Raw genomic sequence first — 22,592 nt, forward strand, 5'->3', positions numbered from 1 at the left:
CAGGAATAGTCGCTGATTTTACGTTAATGCTCGCAAACTAATCGCCTTTTGGCCCAGGCTTTAGTCATACATAGCCTTGATTTTATCAATGGCCGCTAAGTAACCCGTTTGCAGGGACTTAGGTTCTAAAATTTGAACGTTGGTTCCGAGGGACAATAAGTATTGAATCATGTAGTCGTACTCGTCTTGGTTGTAACCACCATACAGGTAATCCTGCCCGTCAATGCGTTTGAGCTGCATGTTCGCGTAGTGGTTACGTTGAACGATTTCACGACCGCGCGGAGTGAGCTTGCACCGATACGCAATATTATGATGGTGTTGGTCATAGGTCGCTTGGCGCTGCTTAAGCGCGTCATAGCTGAGTTGGGCCGGTTGATCGGTGGTTGTGAGGTCAGTGACCGTATCACAGCGAATGATTTCCCAGCGCTGGGTCGTGAGGTTAACCCCGCTGACGAACCAGACGCCGTTACGGAAAAGTAAGTCGAATAACTGGAATGGTTGTGGCTGAGGGTTAGTCTTTAACTGCAACGCCACGACGGTTTCGTCCAAAATGGCGCTTAATAGTGGCCGTAAAAGTTTGGGCCCATCGAGGTTAGGAATTGTGTAGTAGTTGACGACTTCCTGTAGACGGGTCACCTTTTGCTGCTCAGCGAGGGGTAGGGTGGCCATGAGTTTTTGATAAATTGTGGTGTAGGATTTTTCAAACGGGGTCGCCGATAGTAGGCTCAATGCTTTGATGGCAAAAAAGAGCGCGTTAATTTCTTGAATGTTTAACAATACGGGAACCCATAGTTCGCGTTTCGTGAGTTTGTAACCACCGTAACGCCCGGGTTCAACGTAAAAAGTGAGCCCTAACTGCTCTAAGGATTGGATATCACGCAGGGCGGTGCGTTTAGAGATGTTAAAAGCGGCTACTAGGTCGTTAACGTGGAAGCCATTTTTATAGCTTAAGAAAATCAACTCTTGGTTTAAACGTTCAGAACGGTCCATTTAAATGCCTCCGCAAAAAGTTTTTTAATGGTGACGATGATTGTCACCTTTGACGCTTAGTATAGGCCTTGTTGAAAGATAAAAGAAATGAGGACTTACTAATGATGAAAACTTTATTGATTAATGCGCACCCTGATTTTCGTAACGCCGCACACTACTCCGTTCAAATGGAACAGGACTTCTTGGCTCAGTTTCAGGCTACCTTCCCAGACGAGTTGGTCGACGTTTTGAACCTCTATGACACTGAAATTCCTCAAGCCACGACGGAAGAATTGCTGGGAATATTGGAAAAGCAAATGGCACACGTCAGCCTAAGCGCCGCGGAACAGCACGTTTACGACGTTAATCAACGGCTACTGGCCCAGTTTAAATCCCATCACCGGATCGTCATTGCCACGCCATTGCATAACTTTAATGTGACGGCGAAACTAAAAGATTATATGGATAACATTTTAGTGGCTCGTGAAACGTTCCGGTACACGGCAGCCGGTTCAGTTGGCTTAATGACGGATAACTACAAAGTCATGTTGTTACAAGCCAGTGGTTCCATCTACACGCGCAATGACCGCTACACGCCAATGGAATTTTCACGGTTGTACTTGGATAAAATGTTCACTGAAATTATGGGTTTTGACGCCTTTTACATGGTTCGGGTCCAAGGCACCCAGACGCAGGGCGTTGATATTGATCAGGCCGTTAAAGCGGGGCACGATGAATTGACGGCGGCTTTTCCTAAGTTTTACCAACAATAATGGTTCGAATTGACACAGTACTTAAAATAGCTGTTCAGAAATTCTCAAATAATTTCTGAACAGCTATTTTCTCATCCAAGAAAGCCCAGATTGGTCATCCGCCCTAGATAACCGGTATACTACTTAATAGATAGTAAAAAGAATTCGAGGCAAACGACATGAAACACATCGTAACGGGCATCGTTGCCCACGTCGATGCTGGGAAGACCACCTTATCCGAAGCGTTGCTCTACCGGGCAGGAGCGCTGCGTAAATTAGGGCGGGTCGATAACGGCGACGCATTTTTAGATACCGACGCACTAGAAAAACAACGGGGGATCACGATCTTTTCCCACCAAGCAAATTTAGACTACCACGACGTTAGTTTAAATTTGCTCGATACACCGGGACACGTGGATTTTGCGAGCCAAACGGAACAAGTTTTGAGTGTCTTGGACTACGCCGTCTTAGTCGTTTCGGCGACCGATGGCATTCAGGGCTATACCCGAACTTTATGGCGGTTATTAGAACGCTATCACGTGCCAACCTTCATCTTTGTTAATAAAATGGATGCGGTGGTTGCGGATGGTGACGCGATGCTCTCACAGCTACAGGCGACCTTATCCGCCGGGTGCATTGCGTTTAACGCCCCTGACGGTGAAAATGAGGCGCCGAGTGACGCGGCCATTCCGGCATCGTCAATTGAGGACGTTGCCATGCAAAATGACGACGTGTTGACGGCTTATTTAGAGACCGGGACCCTTTCAGACGACGCGGTGCGGCGCATGATCAGTGACCGGGAGCTATTCCCGGTCTACTTTGGCGCGGCGCTCAAACTAACGGGCGTGGACGCCCTCATGGCCGGGATTGAACGCTGGACACAACCGGCACAACTGACGGACCAGTTTGGCGCTAAAGTCTTTAAAATCACCCATGATGAGCAGGGTGAACGCCTCACTTGGCTACGGCTGACTGGCGGGGAACTCCATCCAAAGGACAACTTGCTGGGTGAACAAAAAGTTAACCAGTTGCGCTACTACAACGGGACGCGCTACACTACCACGACGACCGTTTCAGCCGGAGAGATTTGTGTGGTTCCGGGGCTGACGGCGACTTATCCAGGACAGGGACTCGGTCAGGCCGCGGATGGCCGGCACCCGAGTTTACAGCCGGTGTTAACGTACGCGGTCGATCCTCAGTCCGAAGACCGTCACACTTGTTTAACGGCGTTGCGGCAGTTGGAAGATGAAGATCCCCAGTTGCACGTGGCGTGGTCGAGCCACCTACAAGAAATTCGGGTCCAAGTCATGGGAAAAATGCAGTTAGAAGTGTTGCAACAACTTTTAGCGGATCGGTTCCACTTAAACGTGGCGTTTGGTACGGGAAGTATCCTGTATCAAGAAACTGTCACGCAAGCGGTAGAAGGTGTAGGTCACTTTGAACCGTTGCGGCACTACGCTGAAGTCCACTTGTTGATACAGCCGGCGCCACGGGGAAGCGGGTTGAGTTTTGCCACGAACTGTTCCTTAGAAACGCTGGGTAAAAACTGGCAACACCAAGTCATGGCTAATTTACAAGCCAAGGAACAATTAGGCGTTTTAGTCGGCGCACCGTTAACGGACGTTAAAGTGACGTTAGTTAGCGGTCGGGCTAGCATCGTCCAACTCAGTCGGCGGTGACTTTCGCGAAGCCACTTGGCGGGCGTTGCGTCAGGGCCTAATGATGTTAAAAACGAAAGCGGCGTGCCAGTTGTTAGAACCTTGGTATCGATTCCGGTTAGAGGTCGGTCAGGACCAAGTTGGGCGCGCAATGACTGATATTCAGCGCATGCACGGCGAGTTTGAACCACCCGTTGCTGGGGGCGTTGCCACGGATGGCAGCGGACTTATGCTGATTACCGGTACGGCGCCCGTGGCCACGATGCAGGATTATAGTGAAGAAGTTCGGGCATACACCCACGGTCAGGGGCAGTTAGAGTGCGTGGTTGACGGGTATCAGCCGTGTCACGATTCTGAGGCCGTCGTTGCCGATAAGGCTTATCAACCGGTGAGTGCTTTAGAAAATACGCCGGATTCCGTTTTCTGCGCGCATGGTGCGGGTTATCCAGTTGCCTGGGATCAGGTTCCAGCGATGGCGCACGTGCCGTACGTTTATACGGCCGCGCAACTTGACCAATTAAAAGCATAGAAGGATCAAACTGACAGGTATTCTAGTTGGAATGTCTGTCAGTTTTTGTAGCAGTGTTAAAATTTATTACGAGTATAGGAATTATAACGGGGAGAGTTTACGGATAAAAGGAGAAATATTTTGAAAAAGTTAGCACCAATCTTTGTGGCGCTGGGTGCCATTAGTTTCGGGGTCCCGGCTTCACTGTTTAAAATTGCGCGGGCGCAAGGGGTCGTTAACGGCCCGTTATTGTTTTGGTCGTTTCTTAGCGCGGTCGTTATTTTAGGGCTTATTCAAGTTGTTCGGCGCCAATGGTTGCGTAATCAGCATACCAATTGGCGGCAAATCGGACTGGTGATTGCGGCGGGAACCGCGTCTGGGTTCACCAATACGTTTTACATTCAGGCGTTAAAATTAGTTCCGGTGGCTGTCGCGGCGGTCATGTTGATGCAAGCGGTCTGGCTGTCGACATTACTCGGGGCACTGATTCATCGGCGCTGGCCGTCCCGGTTACAAGTGCTGAGCATTATCTTAGTTTTGGCGGGGACGGTGCTCGCAGCGGGCCTATTTCCAATTACGCAGGCCTTATCACCGTTAGGAATGCTATTTAGTTTTCTTGCGGCCTGTTCGTACGCGTGCACGATGCAGTTTACGGCCAGTTTGGGTAATAATTTAGACCCGCTATCCAAAACGTGGCTATTATGTTTGGGTGCCTTTTTATTGATCAGTGTTTGGTGGGCGCCACAGATTATTGGCGCACCAACGACGGTCGCAACCATCAAGTGGGGCGTGTTGATTGCGCTATTCTCGATGGTGTTTCCGCTGGTGGTGTACTCCATTTACATGCCGTACTTGGATTTGGGGATTGGCCCCATCTTATCGTCACTAGAATTGCCAGCTTCAATCATTGTTGCCTTTGGGTTGCTTGGCGAAACGGTGAGTTGGTTACAGATGGTCGGCGTGGGGTTGATCATTGTGGCCGTGATGCTACCAAATATTTTGGGTATGCGGCAACCGCGACGGCAGCCATAATTGAGCTAGTAAGGACGTCTTCAAATTGAAGGCGTTTTTTTGTTTTTCATTTAATCAGCGTTCGGTGACCGTGAGTAAAATGTCTAGTGATTTACCGGAATAGAGTGGGTAAACGTTGTTAATCAGGTTAACGTTTATGCTATGATAAGACTGTTTTACAAGGGTAATGTCATTAAGGTTGTTAAAGGGAAGAAGGAAAAGGAATGAAGAATGCAAAGTTTTGTCCGCACTGTGGGGCTGAATTGGAAGCGGGGGTTAAGTTCTGCTCGAAGTGTGGTTACCAATTAACCGACGCAGCGGACACCAAAACGGCGCAAAAAGCGACCACGCAAACGACTGCTGAGCCAGTTAAACCAGCACAGCAAGCAGCGCCAACGACGGGTCAGGCGGCTAACAAGGGCAATGGGAACTTTTCAGAACGTTTGGACGCGATGGTCAACTGGGTAGCGAATAACTGGGCAACTGCAATTATTATTGTCGCCGCACTTTTGATCTTCACGTTGGTCACACGGGCCATGTTCTATAACGTTTGGTTAGGTGTCATTGGTTTAATCGCCATTTTAGTTTGGTTATACAGTTCAGCTTGGACGAACGGGAGTGGCGCAACTCAGTTTGAACAGAAACTACGTCACACCACGCAAGCGACGGCGAATACGGTCAACAAAACGGTGAACGCGCAACAGTCAAACACGACGGATGCGACTGCCGGGACCTCACAGTCGGCGCAACCTAAGATGCAACAGGCGACGACTAACGGTAACCAGGCTGAACAAAAGACGGCTGGTACCGGTACTCAAACGCAGCCAGCTGGACAAACGGTTGGTGGGAACACGGTCTACATCCAACAATCCGAACAACATAGTAACGGATTAGGAACGGCCGGGTTCGTACTTGCTTTGATTGCGTTATTTACGTCCTTTATCCCATTTGTGGATTGGGTCGTTTGGTTCTTAGGCGCACTCTTCTCATTTATCGGTTTATTCCGTCAACCACGTGGTTTAGCCATTGCAGGATTCATCATTTCGTTTATTGGAATTATTATTATTTTAACCATTGCAACGGCCATTGCGGGGATGCTCGGCATTGGATCGATGATGTAAAGTTAAACATCGAATATAAAAAAAGCTGTTACCCAGATAAAATGGGAACAGCTTTTTTTGTTCGGTTAGTGCTCAAATTGTGTAGATTTGAAAGTCCGGCGGTATAAGATCCAACCGATTAAACAAGTCAAAACATCGGCAACGGGCTGTGCCCAAATAATACCGTTTAAGCCAAAGAGGTAGCCTAAAATAACGATGGCTAAGCCTAGTAAGACGGCTTGCCGGGAAAGCGCCATGATGAGGGCGCTCGTCCCCGCACCTACCGACTGAAAGACGGTGGTGAAGACGAGGATAAACCCAACGAGTGGCGTTGTGATTAGCATAGCTCGTAACATGACGGTCCCCATTGAAACGATGGCGGTTTGCGTCATAAATAATTTGATCAGTTGTGGTGCAAAAGTTATTAAGATGATGGCACAAATGAGGGCGTAACCCCCCTCAATTTTCAAATCGTAACGCAATGTCGCGCGTAGTCGCTCCCAATTTTTAGCGCCGTAAGTATACCCAATCAGGGGCTGGGCACCAAATGCGAATCCGACCATCACCATCATGACGACCATGTAAATCTTTTGAACAATCCCCATTGCGGCGACAGCCTGGGCACCGTACGCGGCCAGATAACTATTGAGTAACATCATCCCGAAACTTTGGGTGAGGTTGGTGAGCGATGCGGGAATCCCAACGGCAATGACCGCTTTAAAAGCGGGACGTGAAATGTGGGCTTGCTTAGGTGCTAATGAAAGCGACTTAGCGCGCCGCATGAAGAGGACTAATAGCCCGGTGTTAACTGCGAAGCCCAGCACGTTTGCGAAGGCCACGCCGGATGCGCCCCAGTGGAAGACAAAGAGAAAAAGTGGGTCGAGAATAATCGTCAAAATGGTTCCACTAATGGTGGCAATCATTGAGAACTGGGCGAGGCCTTCCGTCCGAATAATGTTGCCGGGGACGAGGGACACGATGATAAACGTCGATCCAATCACGAGTACCCGGTAAAAGTCGGCGACGTAAGGTCGAGTTGCGGCGGTAGCTCCCAGTAAGTTCAGAATGGGGGCTTCAAAGATGAGTAAGAGCCCGGTTAATACGAGGCTTAGTGCGATTGCCACGTAAAAGCAGAAACTGCTGACCCGGGCACTTTGTTGGTAATCATGTTTGCCGAGGGCCCGGGAAATGACCGCGCTACCGCCTAGCCCAAAGATGTCCCCGACGGCTAACATAAACGTAAATAGGGGACTTCCTAAGGCAATCCCGGCAACTAAGTCGGCGTTACCCGTTTGGGCGACGAAAAAAGTGTCGGCAAGGTTGTAGATCATACTAGCCACCATCCCTAAAACCACGGGTAATGCTAGTTGCATATAGGCTTTAGGAATCGGGGCTTTTTCAAATAAATCGTTCATAAGATGTCACTCCTTATCTGAACGGCCAATCGTCAGATAGCGTGACTAGACGGAACAGAAATATAGTTTTTACCAATCCTATCTATGATACGCTTGAAAAAATTGGACTTCAAATGAGGCCAACAAAAAAGCCAGCCCAAATGGCCAGCTTTAAGATTCAACGATTATTAATAGGCGTTCTCGCGCATGGATTGAGGCCAATCCTTAATGGAATGGTGGCGGTCAAATTGGCGCAGACTGTCGATTTCAGCGGGGGTGAGGTTGAAAGTCGTGGCGTCAAAGTTTGACTGGATATGAGCGGGGTTCGTTGACTTAGGGATGGTGACGATCCCTTGTTGCGTCAACCAACGTAACAGCACTTGTGCGGGCGCGACGTGATATTTTTGTGCCAAGGCGGTCACGGCGGGCAAGCCCATCATTTCGCGACCAAAGTTTTCACCCAGGGGTGCCCAAGATTCATGAATTAAGCCGTGTTGCAGCAGGTAGGGATGCATCTTAGCTTGTTGCCAGAAAAGGTGCGTCTCAATCTGGTCGATGACGGGTTTCACGTGGCTGTTTGCTAGGAGTTGATCGATTTGGGTGCTGTTGAAATTGCTCAGCCCAATGGCCCGAACTTTGCCAGCCTGATAGGCGTCTTCTAAGGCCCGGTAAGTTTCTAAACTGTTGGTAGTTGGCCAGTGAATGATGACCAAATCAAAGTAGTCGCTACCGAAACGTTGCAGTGACGCGTCTAAGCCTTGAACCGTGTCCTGGTAGCCGTCGGTTTGGGTCTTAGTCGTTACAAAGAACTGGTCGCGGGATAAGTTACTGTTCGCGATAGCGGCACCGACCCCAGCTTCGGTCCCGTAGACTTGGGCAGTATCGATACTACGATAGCCAATTTTTATGGCTTGGGCCACGTTCTCCTCGGTAATTTCCGGGGGCGTTTGAAACGTCCCATAACCTAAGACGGGCATGGTGACGCCGTTATTAAATGTGACATTTTCCATTAGTAAGCACTCCTTTAATGACGAAAATTTTGATTGTTTCCTAGGTTACACGTCCTTTGATGATAGGTAAAATGCCTAGATTGAATTTTTATGATTCATAAAATGAATACTTCATGATCCATGATACTTTTATTTAAAACATCCATGCAAAAAGCCATTTAGAAATATCAAAATATTTCTGAATGGCTTTCCCTATTATTATGGTTGAGACGTGCGCCAAAAGGCAATTTGTTCCGCGCTCTTAATTTTTTATATGGGCATCTTTTTGATTTCAGCGGTCACGTCTTGGACGAACTCCTGGACAGTCGGGGGTAACTGATGGTTTTTGCGATAAATTAAAGTGTGCTGCGACTGGCTCAGCGGGCTGAACGGCACGAAGGTCATTTTGCTCGAATCATAGAAGTCTAACATACCGCTGATAGAAATATCATAGTAGCCAAACTGTGTAATCAGAGGAAGAATGTTATTTTCCAAGTTCCGTTCACCACAAAGGTTCAAGGTGTCCGGATCAATTTTGAGCCAACTGGAGACCTGATTGATAACGATGCTACGCCGAGCACCTAACAATGGGAGGCCCGCTAGATCTTCGCCGGTAATAGCAGTCCGGTGAGCTAGTTTAGCTTCGTTGGCCATCATGAGTCCCCACGTCTCAGTCACGGGAATGTGTTGAACTTGGTATTTCGCCGATTCCACGGGTTCCAGTAGAAAACCAATGTCTAAGTTACCTTGGTCGATTTGAGTTCTGATAGAGTTACCATCGGCGCTATAAATAGAGAAGGTGACGTTGGGATGGTGTTGTTGAAAGGTCGCCAGCCACTTAGCAACGTAGGCGGTCACGTGACTTTCAACGCAACCGATTCGGATTTTGCCGGCTAAACCGGATTTCTGATTTTGAAGGTCCCGTTTGGTTTGGTCGAGGTAGTCCAGCATGGTTTGCGCGCGTTGCGCAAAGATGATACCAGCGTCGGTCAGCGTGATGAGCCGTTTGCCGCGGATGAAGAGCTGGGCACCAACCTCATCTTCGAGCTCTTTTAGCTGGCGGGAGAGACTGGGCTGGCTCGTATGTAGGGCTTCAGCGGTATTTGTGATGTTGCCGATTTGTGTCAGTACAACGAAGGCATGTAATAAGCGCGTATTCATCGTTATCCTCCTAAGCATGCAAAAAACGAATAAAAATCAATCTAACATTAGTATTTTACATTATTATGTGTTGCTCGTATGCTAAAGTCAACGGGTTTAAAGTTTGCGACCCGATTTGCGTAGCCATTTTGGTTCGATTGGGAGAAACATAATTTGAATAGGAATGAAAAAATCCTTGTCACCTTTGCGCTAGTCTTATCGAATGCGATGGCGGGGCTAGACGGGACGATTGTGAATACGGCTTTGCCAGCAATTATTAGTGACTTTCACGCGATTCAGTATATGGGCTGGATCGTGGCTTGCTTTTTGTTAGGAATGGCCGTCACAACGCCGCTTTGGAGTAAATTTGGTGAGCGTTATGGCAATAAAGTTGCTTATATTTTAGCCATTCTTATTTTTATGGTGGGGGCGTTATTTCAAGGGCTCGCACCTAATATTATTTGGTTCATTGCGGCGCGGGGACTGATGGGAATCGGTGCCGGGGGCGTCAATACGATTCCCTTTATCATCTACGTCCAACTTTTTGCTAGTCTCAAACGGCGTGGCCAGGTCATTGGTATCGCCGCAGCCAGTTTCAGTGGCGCTTCCATCATTGGGCCGCTACTAGGTGGTTGGATCGTTGATCAGTTTAGTTGGCACTGGGTATTTTACGTCAATATTCCGATTGCGTTACTGTCAATTGCGATTATGCTCATCTGGTTTAAACTGCCACAGACCTTGAATAAGGCCAAAATTGATTATTTGGGGATTCTGTTAATGGTGGTCGGGTTGTCCGCCATTTTAGTCGGTGTGCAAGAGATTGGAGTTTTGCCGCTTCGTTTTACGTTAGTCTTTGTGGGGAGTGGCCTGCTCCTACTAGTTGGTATGTTTTTTGCGGAACGACGAGCGGCAGATCCAATCGTTCCCAGCCGGCTATTCAAAAATTCTCAGTTGGTGATTGATTTTACGCTGTTCGCCTTACTCTGGGGAGCCTTCGTGGCGTTCAACATCTACGTGCCGATGTGGGCGCAGGGACTTCTAGGATTGAGTGCTTTAGTTGGAGGGATGACGCAGATTCCAGGGGCGTTTGCCAACTTTGGTGGATCCGAATTGGGTGCCATCATTCAGCGGAAGCTCTGGCGATACGATATTATTTCAATTGGGACGGTGGCGTTTTTAGTGGCGTTTATTGGCTTGAGCGTTGCTAACCAACACACGAGTTACGGCTGGCTGTTAGTATTCGGTGCCTTTGAAGGTTTTACGATTGGGCTCAGTTTTAACATTTTGCAGGTGGCGGTTCAGTCCGATGCCGAGTCCCGTGATATGCCAATTGCGACTTCTTTCGCTTACCTAGTGAGAATTTTAGCTCAGACGTTCATGTCGGCAATTTACGGAGTTATTTTGAATCACACGTTACTAACGGGGGTCCAAGCTAGTCATGGAAAAATCACCATGGCCATGATGAACCGTCTGAGTAACTCGCAGACCGTGGGTAGTTTACCTAAAAACTTGGTACCAGCAATGCGACAGATTTTCTTTACCGGCCTCCATCACATTATGCTGACGGCGTTGTTGTTATTACTAGTTGTTGCTGGGATCCTCATTGTACTGTATATGAGGGGCGTTGCGCGTTCGGAGAAGAGCGTACTGCGTTGAGGTTAAAAACATAGCAATAAAAAAACTGGCTGACAAGTCTCGGGTAATGTACCGAAAACTGGTCAACCAGTTTTTTTAGATGCTGTATGCAACTTCAGAATTCGCTCTGGTTTCCGATAACGGATAGCCAAGTGAACTAAAGAAAGTCGATTTGGTGGAGATTTGCGGGCATCTTACCATAATGGTGGTCTACCGTCCCCGCTTGCATTGCTTTTGCGCCGTTCACAAAGTGAGCACCCGTAGCTGCGATCAAACCCATGCCTAAAATAGTAATAATACTCAATACCATCATCATTCACCCTTTTCTGATTACTTTACGGTTCCATTGTAGCGCTTACACTAGCGGTGTCATTTGAGAACCATTAAAGAAAGATTAGGGTTTTCTTTTTTTAGCATTTTATTCCAAAAACGTTAGATTCTTAATCTTTAAGCGTCAATAACTAATGATTTAGTGGTTTTGGGGCTTATAATATAAAGCGTTTTTGGACCGGTTGGCGTAGAATAAATGGGTTAAGTTGTTCACTTTACAAAAAATAAATTCAAATGATTAAACTCTTATCGGAAGGGGTATTCGTTCATGCAAATTAAGGAAGGCTACGTGCCGTTTCACGGCTATCAAACTTATTATCGGATCGTTGGGACCCAGCAAAATCGGCAAGTTCCGTTGTTATTACTACACGGTGGTCCAGGATCAACGCATAATTATTTTGAAGCGTTCGATGAATTGGCCCGGACAACGGGCCGCCAGATTATTATGTATGATCAGTTAGGATGCGGGCGTTCGTCGATGCCTGATGAGCCTAGACTTTGGCAACCAGAAACGTGGGTCGCTGAATTACAGATGGTTCGGCACGCTTTAGGTTTAAATAAGGTGCACTTATTGGGTCAGTCTTGGGGTGGCATGCTGGCGATTATGTATTTATGCGATCAGCAGCCAACGGGCATCCAAAGTCTGATTTTAGCTAGTACGTTGTCATCGGCTAAGCTATGGGCGCAAGAACAACACCGGCTAATAAAATTTATGTCGACCACGGATCAAGAGGCCATTGCGATGGCGGAACAAACGGGCGATTACACAACAGAAGCATACTTAACGGCCAACGCCCGTTTTATGACTGCGCACGCTGCGGGTCCGGTGACGTCGGCTTCACCAGCATTTTTGCGGCGTCCAAAACGTGCGGGCGTTACGGCGTATAACGTTGCTTGGGGCCCTAACGAGTATCACCCGACCGGTACGCTGGCTGATTATGATTATACCCAACAGTTAGGGCAGATTACGACGCCGACCCTAGTGACGAGCGGAACGAATGATTTATGCACGCCGTTGGTGGCGAAAACGATGGTCGATCAGTTACCGAATGCTGAATGGGCGTTATTTCCCCACAGTCGACACATGGCTTTCATTGATGAACCGGTGGCATATTTCAAACGGTTAGGAACTTGGTTGGCGGCCCACGACTGAATGTGAAGAAACCATCGTGGAAATAGTCATTTTATTTCCCGGGAAATTTTTGACGCGCTATAACTAAAAATAAGCAACAAAAATGACGACTGCCCTGAATTTAGGTGGCCGTCATTTTTAGTGACTTTTCTGATAAATAAAAACTAACCGGGTCGGGGTGGAACGCTGGGCGTCGAACTGATAATCCGGGTGATCAAAAGCTTTAATTCCGTCAAGGTCGTTGACTTGGTGCTCAGCCAAGAAACGAACCATGGCACCGCGTGCCATCTTTGCTAAGGTTGCTTTCGTTTTGAGTTGGCCAGCGACCCAACTGGCAAAGACGATGTCAATCATGGGCTGATGCGGTGCCAAGTAGGGCGTAATAGCCTTGGCGTACTCTAACGAGGCCAGGTTAACGATGGGCTCCGGAGTTGGGGTGAGTGCTTGGTATAAATGGTTACCCCAAAAAGTATATAAATTCGGCGTGGCCCCGATTCCTAAACGGGCCTGCATTTCTAGTCGGTAAGGCACAACGCCGTCAAAGGGGCGCAGAATCCCGTAAAACCCTGACAAGATTCGCAAGTTATTGCGGACATAGTCAAGGGCGGGCTGCGTGAAAATGTCCGGCGCCATGTAACGATACTGAATACCACTGTAGCTGAGTAAGGCGGGGGTTTGGTGCCGCGTTAAGTCGAGCTCTTGTAGCCACTTGAAGTTGGCTTGGGCCAGCTTGTCGCTACAGTGCCATAAGCTTTTGGCTTCGTTATAGTTAAGCTGGCGCATTTGGTGTAGAATTTGGGCCGTTTGCGCTAAGTATTGTGGTTGCGTCTCAACGGGAAAACTATCCTGATCAACGACCATCTTCTTAGCTGGTGCAATAATGATTTTCGTGGGACTCACTTCTTTCCATGGTGCCAATAAGATTAGGTTTAAAGCATACCACTTGCTAAGGGTGGTCGGGAGTTGGATTGTCAGAGAGTTCATCTAAGTTATGCTATGATTGGCTTTAAATAAGTGAACGGTGACTTTTAAAATCGGATCCACTAGCTGGGTGTTGTTTTAGTAGCTACTAGTAATGGGAGGAAATTAATATGCACGCAGTAGTTGTGACTCGGCCAGGTGGGCCAGAAGTCCTTAAGTATCAAGAAGTACCAACTCCAGTTGTCAAACCAGGTTGGACACGGATCAAAGTGGGTGGCTTTGGGATTAATCATTCGGAAGTATTTACGCGTGAGGGTAAGTCGCCGAGTGTTCAATTTCCCCGGATATTAGGAATTGAAGTAGTTGGGACGATTGATGAAACGAGTGCGCCTGAACAGTTTCAGGTGGGACAAACGGTTGTGTCACTGATGGGCGAAATGGGGCGGGCGTTTGACGGCAGTTATGCTGAGTACGTTTTATTACCTAATGCCCAGATTTATCCGGTCACGACTGACCTAGATTGGCCGCGACTGGCTGCCGTCCCGGAAACGTTCTACACGGCGTTTGGAATCTATCAAAGCTTACAGCTCCATGATGGTGACCGGGTTCTAATTCGCGCAGCTACTAGTGGGGTCGGTGTCGCAATTCTAAAGTTGATGAAGGCTTCCGGAATTGATCTTTCGGTGAGTGGAACGACGCGGTCTGATCGTAAAGACGCGGCGCTTACGGCACTTGGAATTGATCAAGTCATTCATACACCGAATGCCAATCAACTTCCACCGACTGTCGGGGAATTCGATAAGGTGGTCGACCTGATTGGTCCTTCGGCAGTCCGGGATTCGCTAGAGCATACGGCTGAATTTGGTATTGTTAGTTCAACTGGCGAACTTGGCGGTGTCTGGACACTGGACGGGTTTGATCCAATTATGGATATTCCTAACAATCGCTATCTCACGGGATTTTACTCCGGAGACGTGGATGCGGCGCACGTGCAGGCATTATTTGATTTTATTGCGAGTCATAATGTTGATGTTACGCCGGAAAAGGTCTTTAAATTGGCTGAAACCCGGTCAGCGCACGAATACCTGGCAACTAGTGTTGGGTTAGGCAAAGTTGTGGTTTTACCATAGTGGTGTGAAGTGGTTCTATTTTAAGCTAATCCGACCAGTGTCAAAAATAAAGGCCAATCATTATGAACGTATGTTCCTTTAGTAGTATAATTAACTTACTGATATGATTATAAAGGAGTTCATAAAAATGGATATTTCACTATTGAAGCAAGTTGTCAGCACGACCAATAAGATTGCTCTCAGTACGGCGGTCAACAATGAAGCTGAAGTTAAAATTGTTAACTTTGTCTGGTTTGAAGATCGTCCTAACACGTTGTACTTTTCGTCAGTTAAGACTAGTGCGGCGCTGAAGACGTATGATCAAAACCCAGACGTCGCGTTTATCACGGTGCCAAACGACGGGACTCCGGGCAACCCTTATTTACGGGCGCAACACGTGAAGTTACACCGTTCTGACAAGACGATGGCTGATTTATTGCCACGCTATTTAGAGACGGTTCCTAATTATCAAAAGGTTTGGGATGCGATTGGCTCATCATTAGTCGTGTTCGAACTCCAAGTAACCGACTTGTTTGTCGATGGTGGGATTGGCCAAGCCAAGGAAACGTTAACCTTTAAATAACTTGTAAAAAAACACAAAAGTAGCCCGGTAAAATCAAATTTTACCGGGCTACTTTGCGTCTGGATTAATAATTTTTTGCATGCGATAGTTGGTCAACTTAATGCCAGCACGTTCGACCTGTTGCACGCGAATCACTTGGTAGCCTTGCTGTTCAAAGAATGGTCGCGCAGTAATGGAAGCAGCCGTTTCGTAACGGTTTACGGGGACGGCTTGTTCCAAGGCAGTCGCTAATGCCCGTGCGATGCCTTGACGTTGGTACTCGGCATGCACATATAATCGGTCCAAATAGCCAGTGGCGGTCATGTCGGCGAAACCAACTAGCTGGTCAGCCTGACTAGCGACTAGTGTTGTATGGGCGGCGAGGGTGGTTTGCCAGCGCGCCCGGGTGGCTGCATCGTCCAGTCCAATCCAAGCGGCCAGCTGTGCCAATGTGTAATCTTTGGCGTTGACCTTTTGAACGGTTTGCTTAAATAATTGGCGCACGGTTTCGAAATCTGTACGTTGATAATAGCGGATAATCATTAGTGCTCACCTGCTTTCATCAGCTCATTGTAGCAAAAAAGCCGACTAATGCGTCGACCCTTCCCTATTTAAGCTTTAATTTTTAAGGTGGCGAGCTGGTTGCCTTGAGAAATTAACCCGGTCTGGCTAATTTCAAAGTCGGCTGCCTGTTTGCCAATTAATCCACAAGTGACCAGCGCGGACTGGTTTGCGGCGTGAATCGTCTCAATTGATACGTTGGCAAGGATGACATCCACTGAAACCGCATCACCCACCGCAACTTGCCAATTAACGGCTTGGTCATCCAAATTAGCGGTTAAATCACCAATCTGGACGAGATAGTCGCAACCAAAGTCCGCGGCAATCGTGACCGTTTGCGCCGTAACCGCCGTAATCTGACCAGCAATCGGGGCGTGGATTTCACCTTCCATTGGTTCGACGGCAAAGCCAGCGGTAATGGCCGTTTCACCCGCTTTTCTCAGATCCACATACATCCCATTAACTGGTGCAGCTAAAGTAACCGTGCGTTTGCGTTGGAATAATTTCATCATCATAAAGACCTCCATTAAGTCAGGTTCAATCACCGGTGGCCACCAGTTTCATCAATTTATTAAGTGCTTTCTTAATTCGCCTTTACTGTAACTTATCGAACGGGTTTCAAGTCAAGCGTCATTCGAGAAAAATTTCAAAATAAAAAGCCGACCGCTTAAAAGGGGCGACTTCTTATTTTGAAATTCTTTGAATCAGGCTACTTCAAGTACGCGGTCCGATAGCTCGGAACGCCGCTGAAGTTATTGTAAACGACACCTTTCAAGTTCGATTTGACGAGCATGTTGGTACTGCCTTCATAGAGGGAAACGCCGGCTTGGTCGCGGGTTGCTAGTTGGGCAGCTTGAACTAAGTCTTGGTAACGCTTCGTTGGGTTGAGGGCGTCAGCACCGTCTGCTTTGGTCATTAGTTGGTCAAATTGATGACTGTTATAGTGACCCATATTGGAATTACTGTTGGCCGTTAAAATTGTGAGTGCCCGTGATGGGTCCGCAAAATCCATGTTCCAGCCGGCAAGGTTTAGCTGGAACTCACCCTTGGAGACTTTTCCAAGCATGGCGTTAAATGGCATTGGTTTGACGTTAACTTTGATTCCGGGCAGGTTGCGGGTCAGTTGGCCTTGAATAAATTCCGCGACTTGGTGGGTCGTATCATTGTCGCCACAAGTTAAGGTCAGGGTGATCTGTTTGGTGCCTAATTGATGCTGGGCCTTTTTATACAACGACCGGGCCTGAGTAATATCGGTATCGACCGTTTGCTTGACGTAGGCGTCCTGCGTAAAGTCTTTGCCCGTTTTAGGATTCTTAGCCATGTTCTTAACGGCAAAGGTTTTAGCGGGACGGGCACCGTTTTGCAATACTTTATCAACTAATTGTTGCCGGTTGATAGCGAGTGAAACGGCGGTCCGTAAGTCGTGGTTCGCGGACGTTTTATCCTTTTCGTTAAATTGAATAAACTCGAGTGTCCCAGTCGGTAACGTTTTACGTTCGGCGTTGTTCTTGTTCTGAACGTTTTGTTCACCGCTCAGCGTGACCGTGTCCAGTTTATTGGATTGATACAAGTTGTAGGCGGTCGTGGTTGATTTAATCACTTGGTAGTTGATCTTCTTAAGCTTAACGACCTTACGAGCGTAGTAATCGGGGTTCTTAGTTAGCGTCCAAGTATCGTTAGTTCCAGTCCAGCCGTTCAGCACGAAGGCGCCGTTGTAGACCGCCTTTTTAGCGGTGGTACCGTAAGCGCGACCGTATTTTTGAACGGCACGTTGGTTCAAAGGATAGAAGGTTATGTTAGCCAGAACCTTTTTGAAATATGAGGCCGGTTTGCTCAAGGTAATGGTGAGTTGGTGGTCCCCGTTGGCTTTGACGCCAAGTGAAGTGGGGGCTTTCTTACCAGCCGCAATTGCATCGGCGTTTTTAATATTGCTAAATAAATACGTGAATTCTGATTTTGATTTGGGGTTGAGCGTTCGCTCCCATGAATAAACGAAGTCGTGGGCGGTCACCGATTGGCCGTTGCTCCACTTTGCGTTGTGGCGCAATTTGATGACGTAGGTTTTACCATCTTTTGAAATGGTTGTCTTAGTGGCTAAGGCGTTGACGGGGTGACTTTTGGCATCCAGCCGGTAAAGTCCTTCGTCAATTTGACTTAGTTGTTCTTGAGAAGTGCTATCGGTGATCTTAGCCGGATCGAGGCTCATGATTGCCGTTCCTTCAGAGAGGTTGAGGGTCTGATTTGGTGTGGTCTTAGTAGGCTTAGATTGGGCGTTAACCGTAAAGGCGATCCCGCCGACGAGCGCGACCCCGGCAACTGTTAATAATGTTTTTTGTGTAGTAGACAAGCTCATAATGATGAATTCCTCCAAAAATAATTTGATTGTTGGTGTTATGATTCATCGAGCGTTGCCATCGTTTGTTTACCATTTTGTTCACCCCGTTTTAAAGTCAAAAAAACCGTCCTTATACAGCCAATGCTGCGATAAGGACGGTTAATAAACCGCGGTGCCACCTTAATTGAGTACACTTCAATCATCATTGATCAAATATGCACTCCTTCTCTGTAGGGAACCAACATTCCCCTGACAACTGACGTATGTCGCACGTCTTTCCGTACTCTTAGCAAGCTAGTTTCGGAAAAGCCCTCGGTGGTCCATTTAATTACCTGCGTTCGGCCATACTCTCAGCAACGATGACTCTCTGTGCGGGCACGATAATCTTGATCTCCACCTCATTGGTTTATAAGGACGATATTTAAGTTGGCCTAAGTATAAGGCTTATGAAAATGGTTTGTCAACTCAATTTTTAATTTCACTGCTAATGAATAAAAATTCAAAACATCTGTATAATTCAAGACTGTTTCACGTGAAACAATCTTCTTGAAAGCGAGATGAGTAACCATAAATATTTAGAAAAATCGGAATGTTCGCTAGCAAAGAAATCCAACCTAATAACGACAAGACCCGAGATTACTTACGGGAATAGTCAGCTTGTTAGGGACTTGGAAGGACCCCTGAATTTAAACCGTTGGCTGACTAAGGATTCCTTTTGAGAGCAAATGTTTCGGAACTTCAGTCCGCGCACCCAATAATTTTACGAAGAACGTTAGAACAACTATGTGTATTTATATCCTGATTTTGCGAATAAAAAAGTCCCGCTGAATTTCAGCGAGACTTTTTTTGGTGATTAGAGACGGCTGTTATAAATCAAGAAACTGATGTAACAGGTGTCGCCATTCGGAAGATCATACCCGGTGGTTTCACGGGGGCCAGCACTTTCGTGTAAGACCGTAAATTCACCTGAACCATAATCTTGGTCATTAAGGTACTGAACGAGGCGTTCGTCACATTCAGCTAAGGTTTTACCCGTAACCACACGGCGGTTCCAGCCACGATGAATCGTACCATTGCTAGGATTAATCATATTCTCAACTCCTTATTATAATGTCATCAATTGCGCCTGACGCTCAGGCTGCCGTTGAAGGTCAGCCTGAGACATGTCGGCGTCGAGTTGGTGGAGACGGTTAAAAATAATGAAACGTTGGCCAACGGTTTGAACTTGTTGAAAATTGTGACTGGCCATGATAATGGTCTTGCCAGCCGCTTGCAACCGTTGCAGGAGGGTTAACATTTGTTGTTGCGCCGCGATGGTCAAACCATTGAGCGGCTCGTCCAACAACAAAATTTCAGGATTTAAGGCCAGGACGCTGGCTAACGCGACGCGTTTCTTTTCGCCACCAGATAACTGGTAGGGGACCCGATCACGTAAGTCTTCGCAGGCGGTTAATTGTAAACAATCATTGACCCGTTGCTCGATTGCTGATGCACTGAGCCCCAGCTGACGGGGGCCAAACGCCACCTCTTCGGCAACTGACGTGTTGAATAACTGCACGTCGGTGTTTTGAAAAACCATGCCGATTTTTTGGTGGAGCTGCTGCCGCTGCTGAGCATCGGCTAGGTACGCAGCCGTCACTGCTTGGCCGTGTAACTGGTACTCACCAGACTTAGGTGAGGCGAGTCCACTTAAAATCCGGAGCAACGTGGATTTTCCCGACCCGTTTGGACCCATCAAACAGACGAATTCGCCGACGTCAATGGTCAAACTGAGGTGGTCTAACCCACGCGTATTAGGATAATCATAGCAAAGATTTGCTAATTTAATCAATACCACGTTAATTCCCCCAAAAAATAAATAATATCAAGACCAAAATATCAGGACTGAGTGACAGGTAATCACGCCACCGATTATGTGGTGTGGTGGTACGAACGTAATGGCCGTTAAACCCGCGGGCTTCCATGGCTGCGTAGAGCTCTAGTGCGTAGGAATAACTCTTGAGGTAAAGGTTACCAAACATTGCGCCAATCAAACGATACGGGTGTTTAGCCGGTGCGACCGTTCGTAATTCTAAGGCTTCCATGGTCAGCAATAGGTGCTGGCCGAGCATTCGCAAGTAGGTGATGGCAATCGCACAAGTCATGATCAAGACGTCAGGACAATGCAGTGCTTTAAGCCCGCTTAACAAGTCTTGAAAGGGCGTCGTTAGGCGGTAGTACTGTGCATTAGCCAGCATCAAACTCGTTTTTAGACTGAAGAATACTAGCGTGCTTGGCCCAGTTAACCAGTAACTGGGAAGGACGAATATGAGGGCCACTAATGAGCTGACAAACCAGCTTTTAACGAAGCGGCGCAACTGGCTGGGTGACAGTAAGAGTAGCTGAAAACCTAGCAATATGGCGAGACACCATAACAACGTCACGTTGTTAATTAGGGCAATCAAGAAAACTAACAGTAATAAGCGAATTAAATTAATTTGCGGGGCAAGGTGCCACCGCCGTTTAGCCGTCACCGGCGCGGGCTGTGCTAACCGGGTTAGCAGGGCGCGCAAGTGGCGTTGGTTGCGTTGCAAAAAACTTGTTCTGGTCGCTTGGCCTTTTGTTGCAGTAGATTTTTTAATAAGCCAAGCTGGTAACTCAGTTCGTGGTTTCAGATCCATGTTGAAGGCCTCGAATCAAAAGTAGGAAGATTAAAATGGCAGATAATGCGGATAAAATGTAGCCCACGCTAACCGGTAAACCGGCAATGGCGTAGTTACTAAAGAGTGCTTGAAAATGGAAACCGTGAACCATCCCTTGTGGTGCTTGGGTACTGAGGTGCTGTTGGACAAGCATCTGTTTGAGTTCGGTTGGATCCCATTCGCCCCAGGCCGTGTTACTAGCTAGTAAGCCGAGTGGTGATAATGCGGCTAAGCCAATGAGCAAGGCGATCCAGGGACGCTGGTTAGAACGCGTTGGCGTCTGATATAAGTTAGTTGGTGCGACTTTTTTAACGAATTGGAAGACGAGTAGGGTGAAGACTAATTCGACCCAGCCGGCGACTAGTAAGTGGGCGGTCAACATTGCTGGAACGGCGATGTTTAAGCCGTATGGGCAATACAACGGCGCGCCGCTAGCCGTGTGGGCAATCAAGGGTTGTAACCCCAGTTCAATACCGGCAACGAGGGCGGCAACGTTGATTCCGAGATAAGCACCTATGGCGAGACCTAACTTTTCATGGTGCAACTTTTGACCGAGTCGATAACAGGCGTAACCGACAAATGGCATGATAAATGCCATATTGAAGGCGTTAGCGCCAAAGGCAAGGATACCGCCGTCACCGAATAGTAGGGCTTGGAGGGCTAATGTGACCGTTAACGCTAGAGAAGCCGCCCAGGGCCCAATTAGCACCGCTAACAAGGTCCCTCCGACTGCGTGTGCAGTTGTTCCACCAGGAATTGGTAAATTGAACATCATGATTAAAAAAGCCAATGAGGCGGCAATGCCTAGCATTGGTAAAGTTTCGTGGTGTTCTTTGACTTGGGCTTTAACTTTAATGACAGCCACGGTCCAAACGGGTGCCATGGCAGCGACTAACGTCCCACACGTGGCGGGACTTAGATAATTATCCGGAATATGCACGGATGAGCACCTCACTAGTTTGCAATTTGATCTAAGAGGTAGCTGATATCTTGAATGATAAATTTGTGATTCTTAACTGTAATAACCCCATCTGCCCGTAATTCCTTCAGCATTCGGTTAACACTACTACGAGAACTAATTCCGCAAAAGCCGGCGATATCATCGTTAGTGACGGTAAAATCAATTAAAATTCCCTCATTGATTTTACGGCCAAATAAGTCGACCAGACTATAGAGGAAGGAGCAAATCGCGCCCTTCTTCCCGTTCATCACCATGCGTTGTAAGCGTAAAATGTTTTCGGATAATTTCTTCCGGTAATAGTTTTTTACGTAGTTTTGTAATTCGGGCGTGCTGTTGACATACTTCCAGAAGGCCACGCGGTTAACTTGGTAAAACGTGGCGTATTCGGATTCAATCCGCACGTTAAACGGCTGGTCAGTTGAACGGGAAACTTCATCCCGTAGTAATGAGATCACATCGGGTTTTGCAATGTAGGACAAGTTAAATTCCCGACCGTCTTGCAAAATGATGCTATTTTTAATGATCCCGTCTTTTAAGACGTAAGTGTAATGTTCAGCTAAACCGTGATAAGTCAGATAGGTATGCCGTTTCTTCTTAATCGTCGGCACATGGTGGGCTTCCAGGTAACTTAATAAATATTCAATATCAGTTAATACCATCTTAGTTTCAGTTCTTTCGTGAAAGATTTTGAGGTCAAAAGTGAATGTATTAATGACTTTCAGCTTCAATCACGATAACTACTCTGCCTAGCATAGCGGTTTTCGTGATTGTAGCAATCGCATTTAAAGTATACATTTGTTAACTATCTTTGAAAACTTAAAATGTAACAGACAGTTTCGCAGAC

21 protein-coding genes and 1 pseudogene are annotated in these 22,592 nt (G+C 47.3%); 8 read left to right on the forward strand and 14 right to left on the reverse strand.

Annotated elements, in window-relative coordinates; genetic code table 11:
* Nucleotides 1-60: 60 nt before the first annotated feature.
* Nucleotides 61-990 (reverse strand): helix-turn-helix transcriptional regulator, encoded by a 930-nt coding sequence (locus AAA939_RS03055; RefSeq protein WP_338208548.1) that lies wholly within the window; start codon nt 988-990, stop codon nt 61-63.
* Nucleotides 991-1,091: 101 nt separating this feature from the next.
* Here AAA939_RS03055 and AAA939_RS03060 point away from each other — a divergent pair, with 101 nt between their 5' ends.
* The 4 genes and pseudogenes from AAA939_RS03060 (at nt 1,092) to AAA939_RS03075 (ending at nt 6,019) form a co-directional block, all read left to right on the forward strand.
* The gene (locus AAA939_RS03060) at nt 1,092-1,742 is read left to right on the forward strand and encodes an FMN-dependent NADH-azoreductase (protein ID WP_338208547.1); all 651 of its coding nucleotides are present in this window, start codon (nt 1,092-1,094) and stop codon (nt 1,740-1,742) included.
* Nucleotides 1,743-1,900: 158 nt separating this feature from the next.
* Nucleotides 1,901-3,908: pseudogene (locus AAA939_RS03065) on the forward strand (GTP-binding protein).
* Between the two features lie 120 nt (nt 3,909-4,028).
* Nucleotides 4,029-4,919, forward strand: a complete 891-nt coding sequence (locus AAA939_RS03070; protein WP_338208543.1) for an EamA family transporter — start codon at nt 4,029-4,031, stop codon at nt 4,917-4,919.
* Nucleotides 4,920-5,122: 203 nt separating this feature from the next.
* Nucleotides 5,123-6,019, forward strand: coding sequence for a zinc ribbon domain-containing protein (locus AAA939_RS03075; protein WP_338208541.1), 897 nt, complete (start codon nt 5,123-5,125; stop codon nt 6,017-6,019).
* 65 nt (nt 6,020-6,084) lie between these two features.
* Here the strand turns inward: AAA939_RS03075 and AAA939_RS03080 are convergent, their stop codons facing one another.
* The 3 genes from AAA939_RS03080 to AAA939_RS03090 all read right to left on the reverse strand — a co-directional run bounded on the left by AAA939_RS03080 (nt 6,085) and on the right by AAA939_RS03090 (nt 9,542).
* Entirely contained in the window at nt 6,085-7,413 is a 1,329-nt protein-coding gene (locus AAA939_RS03080) for an MATE family efflux transporter (protein WP_338208539.1), read from the reverse strand.
* A gap of 167 nt (nt 7,414-7,580) precedes the next feature.
* A complete protein-coding gene (locus AAA939_RS03085) occupies nt 7,581-8,402 on the reverse strand; it encodes an aldo/keto reductase (RefSeq protein WP_338208537.1) in 822 nt (273 codons plus the stop codon).
* A gap of 249 nt (nt 8,403-8,651) precedes the next feature.
* The gene (locus tag AAA939_RS03090; protein ID WP_338208536.1) at nt 8,652-9,542 is read right to left on the reverse strand and encodes a LysR family transcriptional regulator; all 891 of its coding nucleotides are present in this window, start codon (nt 9,540-9,542) and stop codon (nt 8,652-8,654) included.
* Nucleotides 9,543-9,695: 153 nt separating this feature from the next.
* Between AAA939_RS03090 and AAA939_RS03095 the strand changes: the two genes are divergently transcribed.
* Nucleotides 9,696-11,177 (forward strand): MFS transporter, encoded by a 1,482-nt coding sequence (locus tag AAA939_RS03095; protein ID WP_338208534.1) that lies wholly within the window; start codon nt 9,696-9,698, stop codon nt 11,175-11,177.
* 136 nt (nt 11,178-11,313) lie between these two features.
* Here AAA939_RS03095 and AAA939_RS03100 read toward each other — a convergent pair whose 3' ends face one another.
* Nucleotides 11,314-11,466, reverse strand: coding sequence for a hypothetical protein (locus tag AAA939_RS03100; RefSeq protein WP_338230465.1), 153 nt, complete (start codon nt 11,464-11,466; stop codon nt 11,314-11,316).
* A gap of 288 nt (nt 11,467-11,754) precedes the next feature.
* On the opposite strand from AAA939_RS03100, the gene pepI reads away from it, so the two are divergent.
* Nucleotides 11,755-12,639 carry a proline iminopeptidase gene (gene pepI, locus AAA939_RS03105; protein WP_338208532.1) on the forward strand — a complete coding sequence of 295 codons (885 nt, stop codon included), beginning with the start codon at nt 11,755-11,757 and terminating at the stop codon, nt 12,637-12,639.
* Between the two features lie 117 nt (nt 12,640-12,756).
* Here the strand turns inward: pepI and yaaA are convergent, their stop codons facing one another.
* Entirely contained in the window at nt 12,757-13,518 is a 762-nt protein-coding gene (gene yaaA / locus AAA939_RS03110; protein ID WP_338230467.1) for a peroxide stress protein YaaA, read from the reverse strand.
* A gap of 191 nt (nt 13,519-13,709) precedes the next feature.
* Here yaaA and AAA939_RS03115 point away from each other — a divergent pair, with 191 nt between their 5' ends.
* On the forward strand, nt 13,710-14,669 hold the full coding sequence (locus AAA939_RS03115; RefSeq protein WP_338208529.1) for an alcohol dehydrogenase catalytic domain-containing protein: 960 nt from the start codon (nt 13,710-13,712) through the stop codon (nt 14,667-14,669).
* Nucleotides 14,670-14,796: 127 nt separating this feature from the next.
* The gene (locus AAA939_RS03120; protein WP_338208527.1) at nt 14,797-15,231 is read left to right on the forward strand and encodes a pyridoxamine 5'-phosphate oxidase; all 435 of its coding nucleotides are present in this window, start codon (nt 14,797-14,799) and stop codon (nt 15,229-15,231) included.
* Between the two features lie 48 nt (nt 15,232-15,279).
* Here the strand turns inward: AAA939_RS03120 and AAA939_RS03125 are convergent, their stop codons facing one another.
* The 8 genes from AAA939_RS03125 to AAA939_RS03160 all read right to left on the reverse strand — a co-directional run bounded on the left by AAA939_RS03125 (nt 15,280) and on the right by AAA939_RS03160 (nt 22,407).
* Entirely contained in the window at nt 15,280-15,753 is a 474-nt protein-coding gene (locus tag AAA939_RS03125; RefSeq protein ID WP_338208525.1) for a GNAT family N-acetyltransferase, read from the reverse strand.
* 68 nt (nt 15,754-15,821) lie between these two features.
* Nucleotides 15,822-16,286 carry a PTS glucose transporter subunit IIA gene (locus AAA939_RS03130; protein ID WP_338208523.1) on the reverse strand — a complete coding sequence of 155 codons (465 nt, stop codon included), beginning with the start codon at nt 16,284-16,286 and terminating at the stop codon, nt 15,822-15,824.
* 194 nt (nt 16,287-16,480) lie between these two features.
* Nucleotides 16,481-18,124 carry a peptide ABC transporter substrate-binding protein gene (locus tag AAA939_RS03135; protein WP_338208521.1) on the reverse strand — a complete coding sequence of 548 codons (1,644 nt, stop codon included), beginning with the start codon at nt 18,122-18,124 and terminating at the stop codon, nt 16,481-16,483.
* 835 nt (nt 18,125-18,959) lie between these two features.
* A complete protein-coding gene (locus AAA939_RS03140; protein ID WP_338208520.1) occupies nt 18,960-19,196 on the reverse strand; it encodes a hypothetical protein in 237 nt (78 codons plus the stop codon).
* Between the two features lie 15 nt (nt 19,197-19,211).
* The gene (locus AAA939_RS15270) at nt 19,212-19,943 is read right to left on the reverse strand and encodes an ATP-binding cassette domain-containing protein (protein ID WP_338208518.1); all 732 of its coding nucleotides are present in this window, start codon (nt 19,941-19,943) and stop codon (nt 19,212-19,214) included.
* 1 nt (nt 19,944) lies between these two features.
* Nucleotides 19,945-20,766: an energy-coupling factor transporter transmembrane component T gene (locus AAA939_RS03150; protein ID WP_338208517.1), complete on the reverse strand. Its 822-nt coding sequence runs from the start codon at nt 20,764-20,766 to the stop codon at nt 19,945-19,947.
* On the reverse strand, nt 20,744-21,727 hold the full coding sequence (gene cbiM, locus AAA939_RS03155) for a cobalt transporter CbiM (RefSeq protein ID WP_338208516.1): 984 nt from the start codon (nt 21,725-21,727) through the stop codon (nt 20,744-20,746). The genes AAA939_RS03150 and cbiM overlap by 23 nt, the downstream gene beginning before the upstream one ends.
* Before the next feature lie 14 nt (nt 21,728-21,741).
* A complete protein-coding gene (locus tag AAA939_RS03160; protein ID WP_057706592.1) occupies nt 21,742-22,407 on the reverse strand; it encodes a Crp/Fnr family transcriptional regulator in 666 nt (221 codons plus the stop codon).
* Between the last annotated feature and the right edge of the window lie 185 nt (nt 22,408-22,592).

Origin of the sequence: Lactiplantibacillus paraxiangfangensis, assembly GCF_036246185.1 — a bacterium.
Classification (GTDB): Bacteria; Bacillota; Bacilli; order Lactobacillales; family Lactobacillaceae; genus Lactiplantibacillus; species Lactiplantibacillus paraxiangfangensis.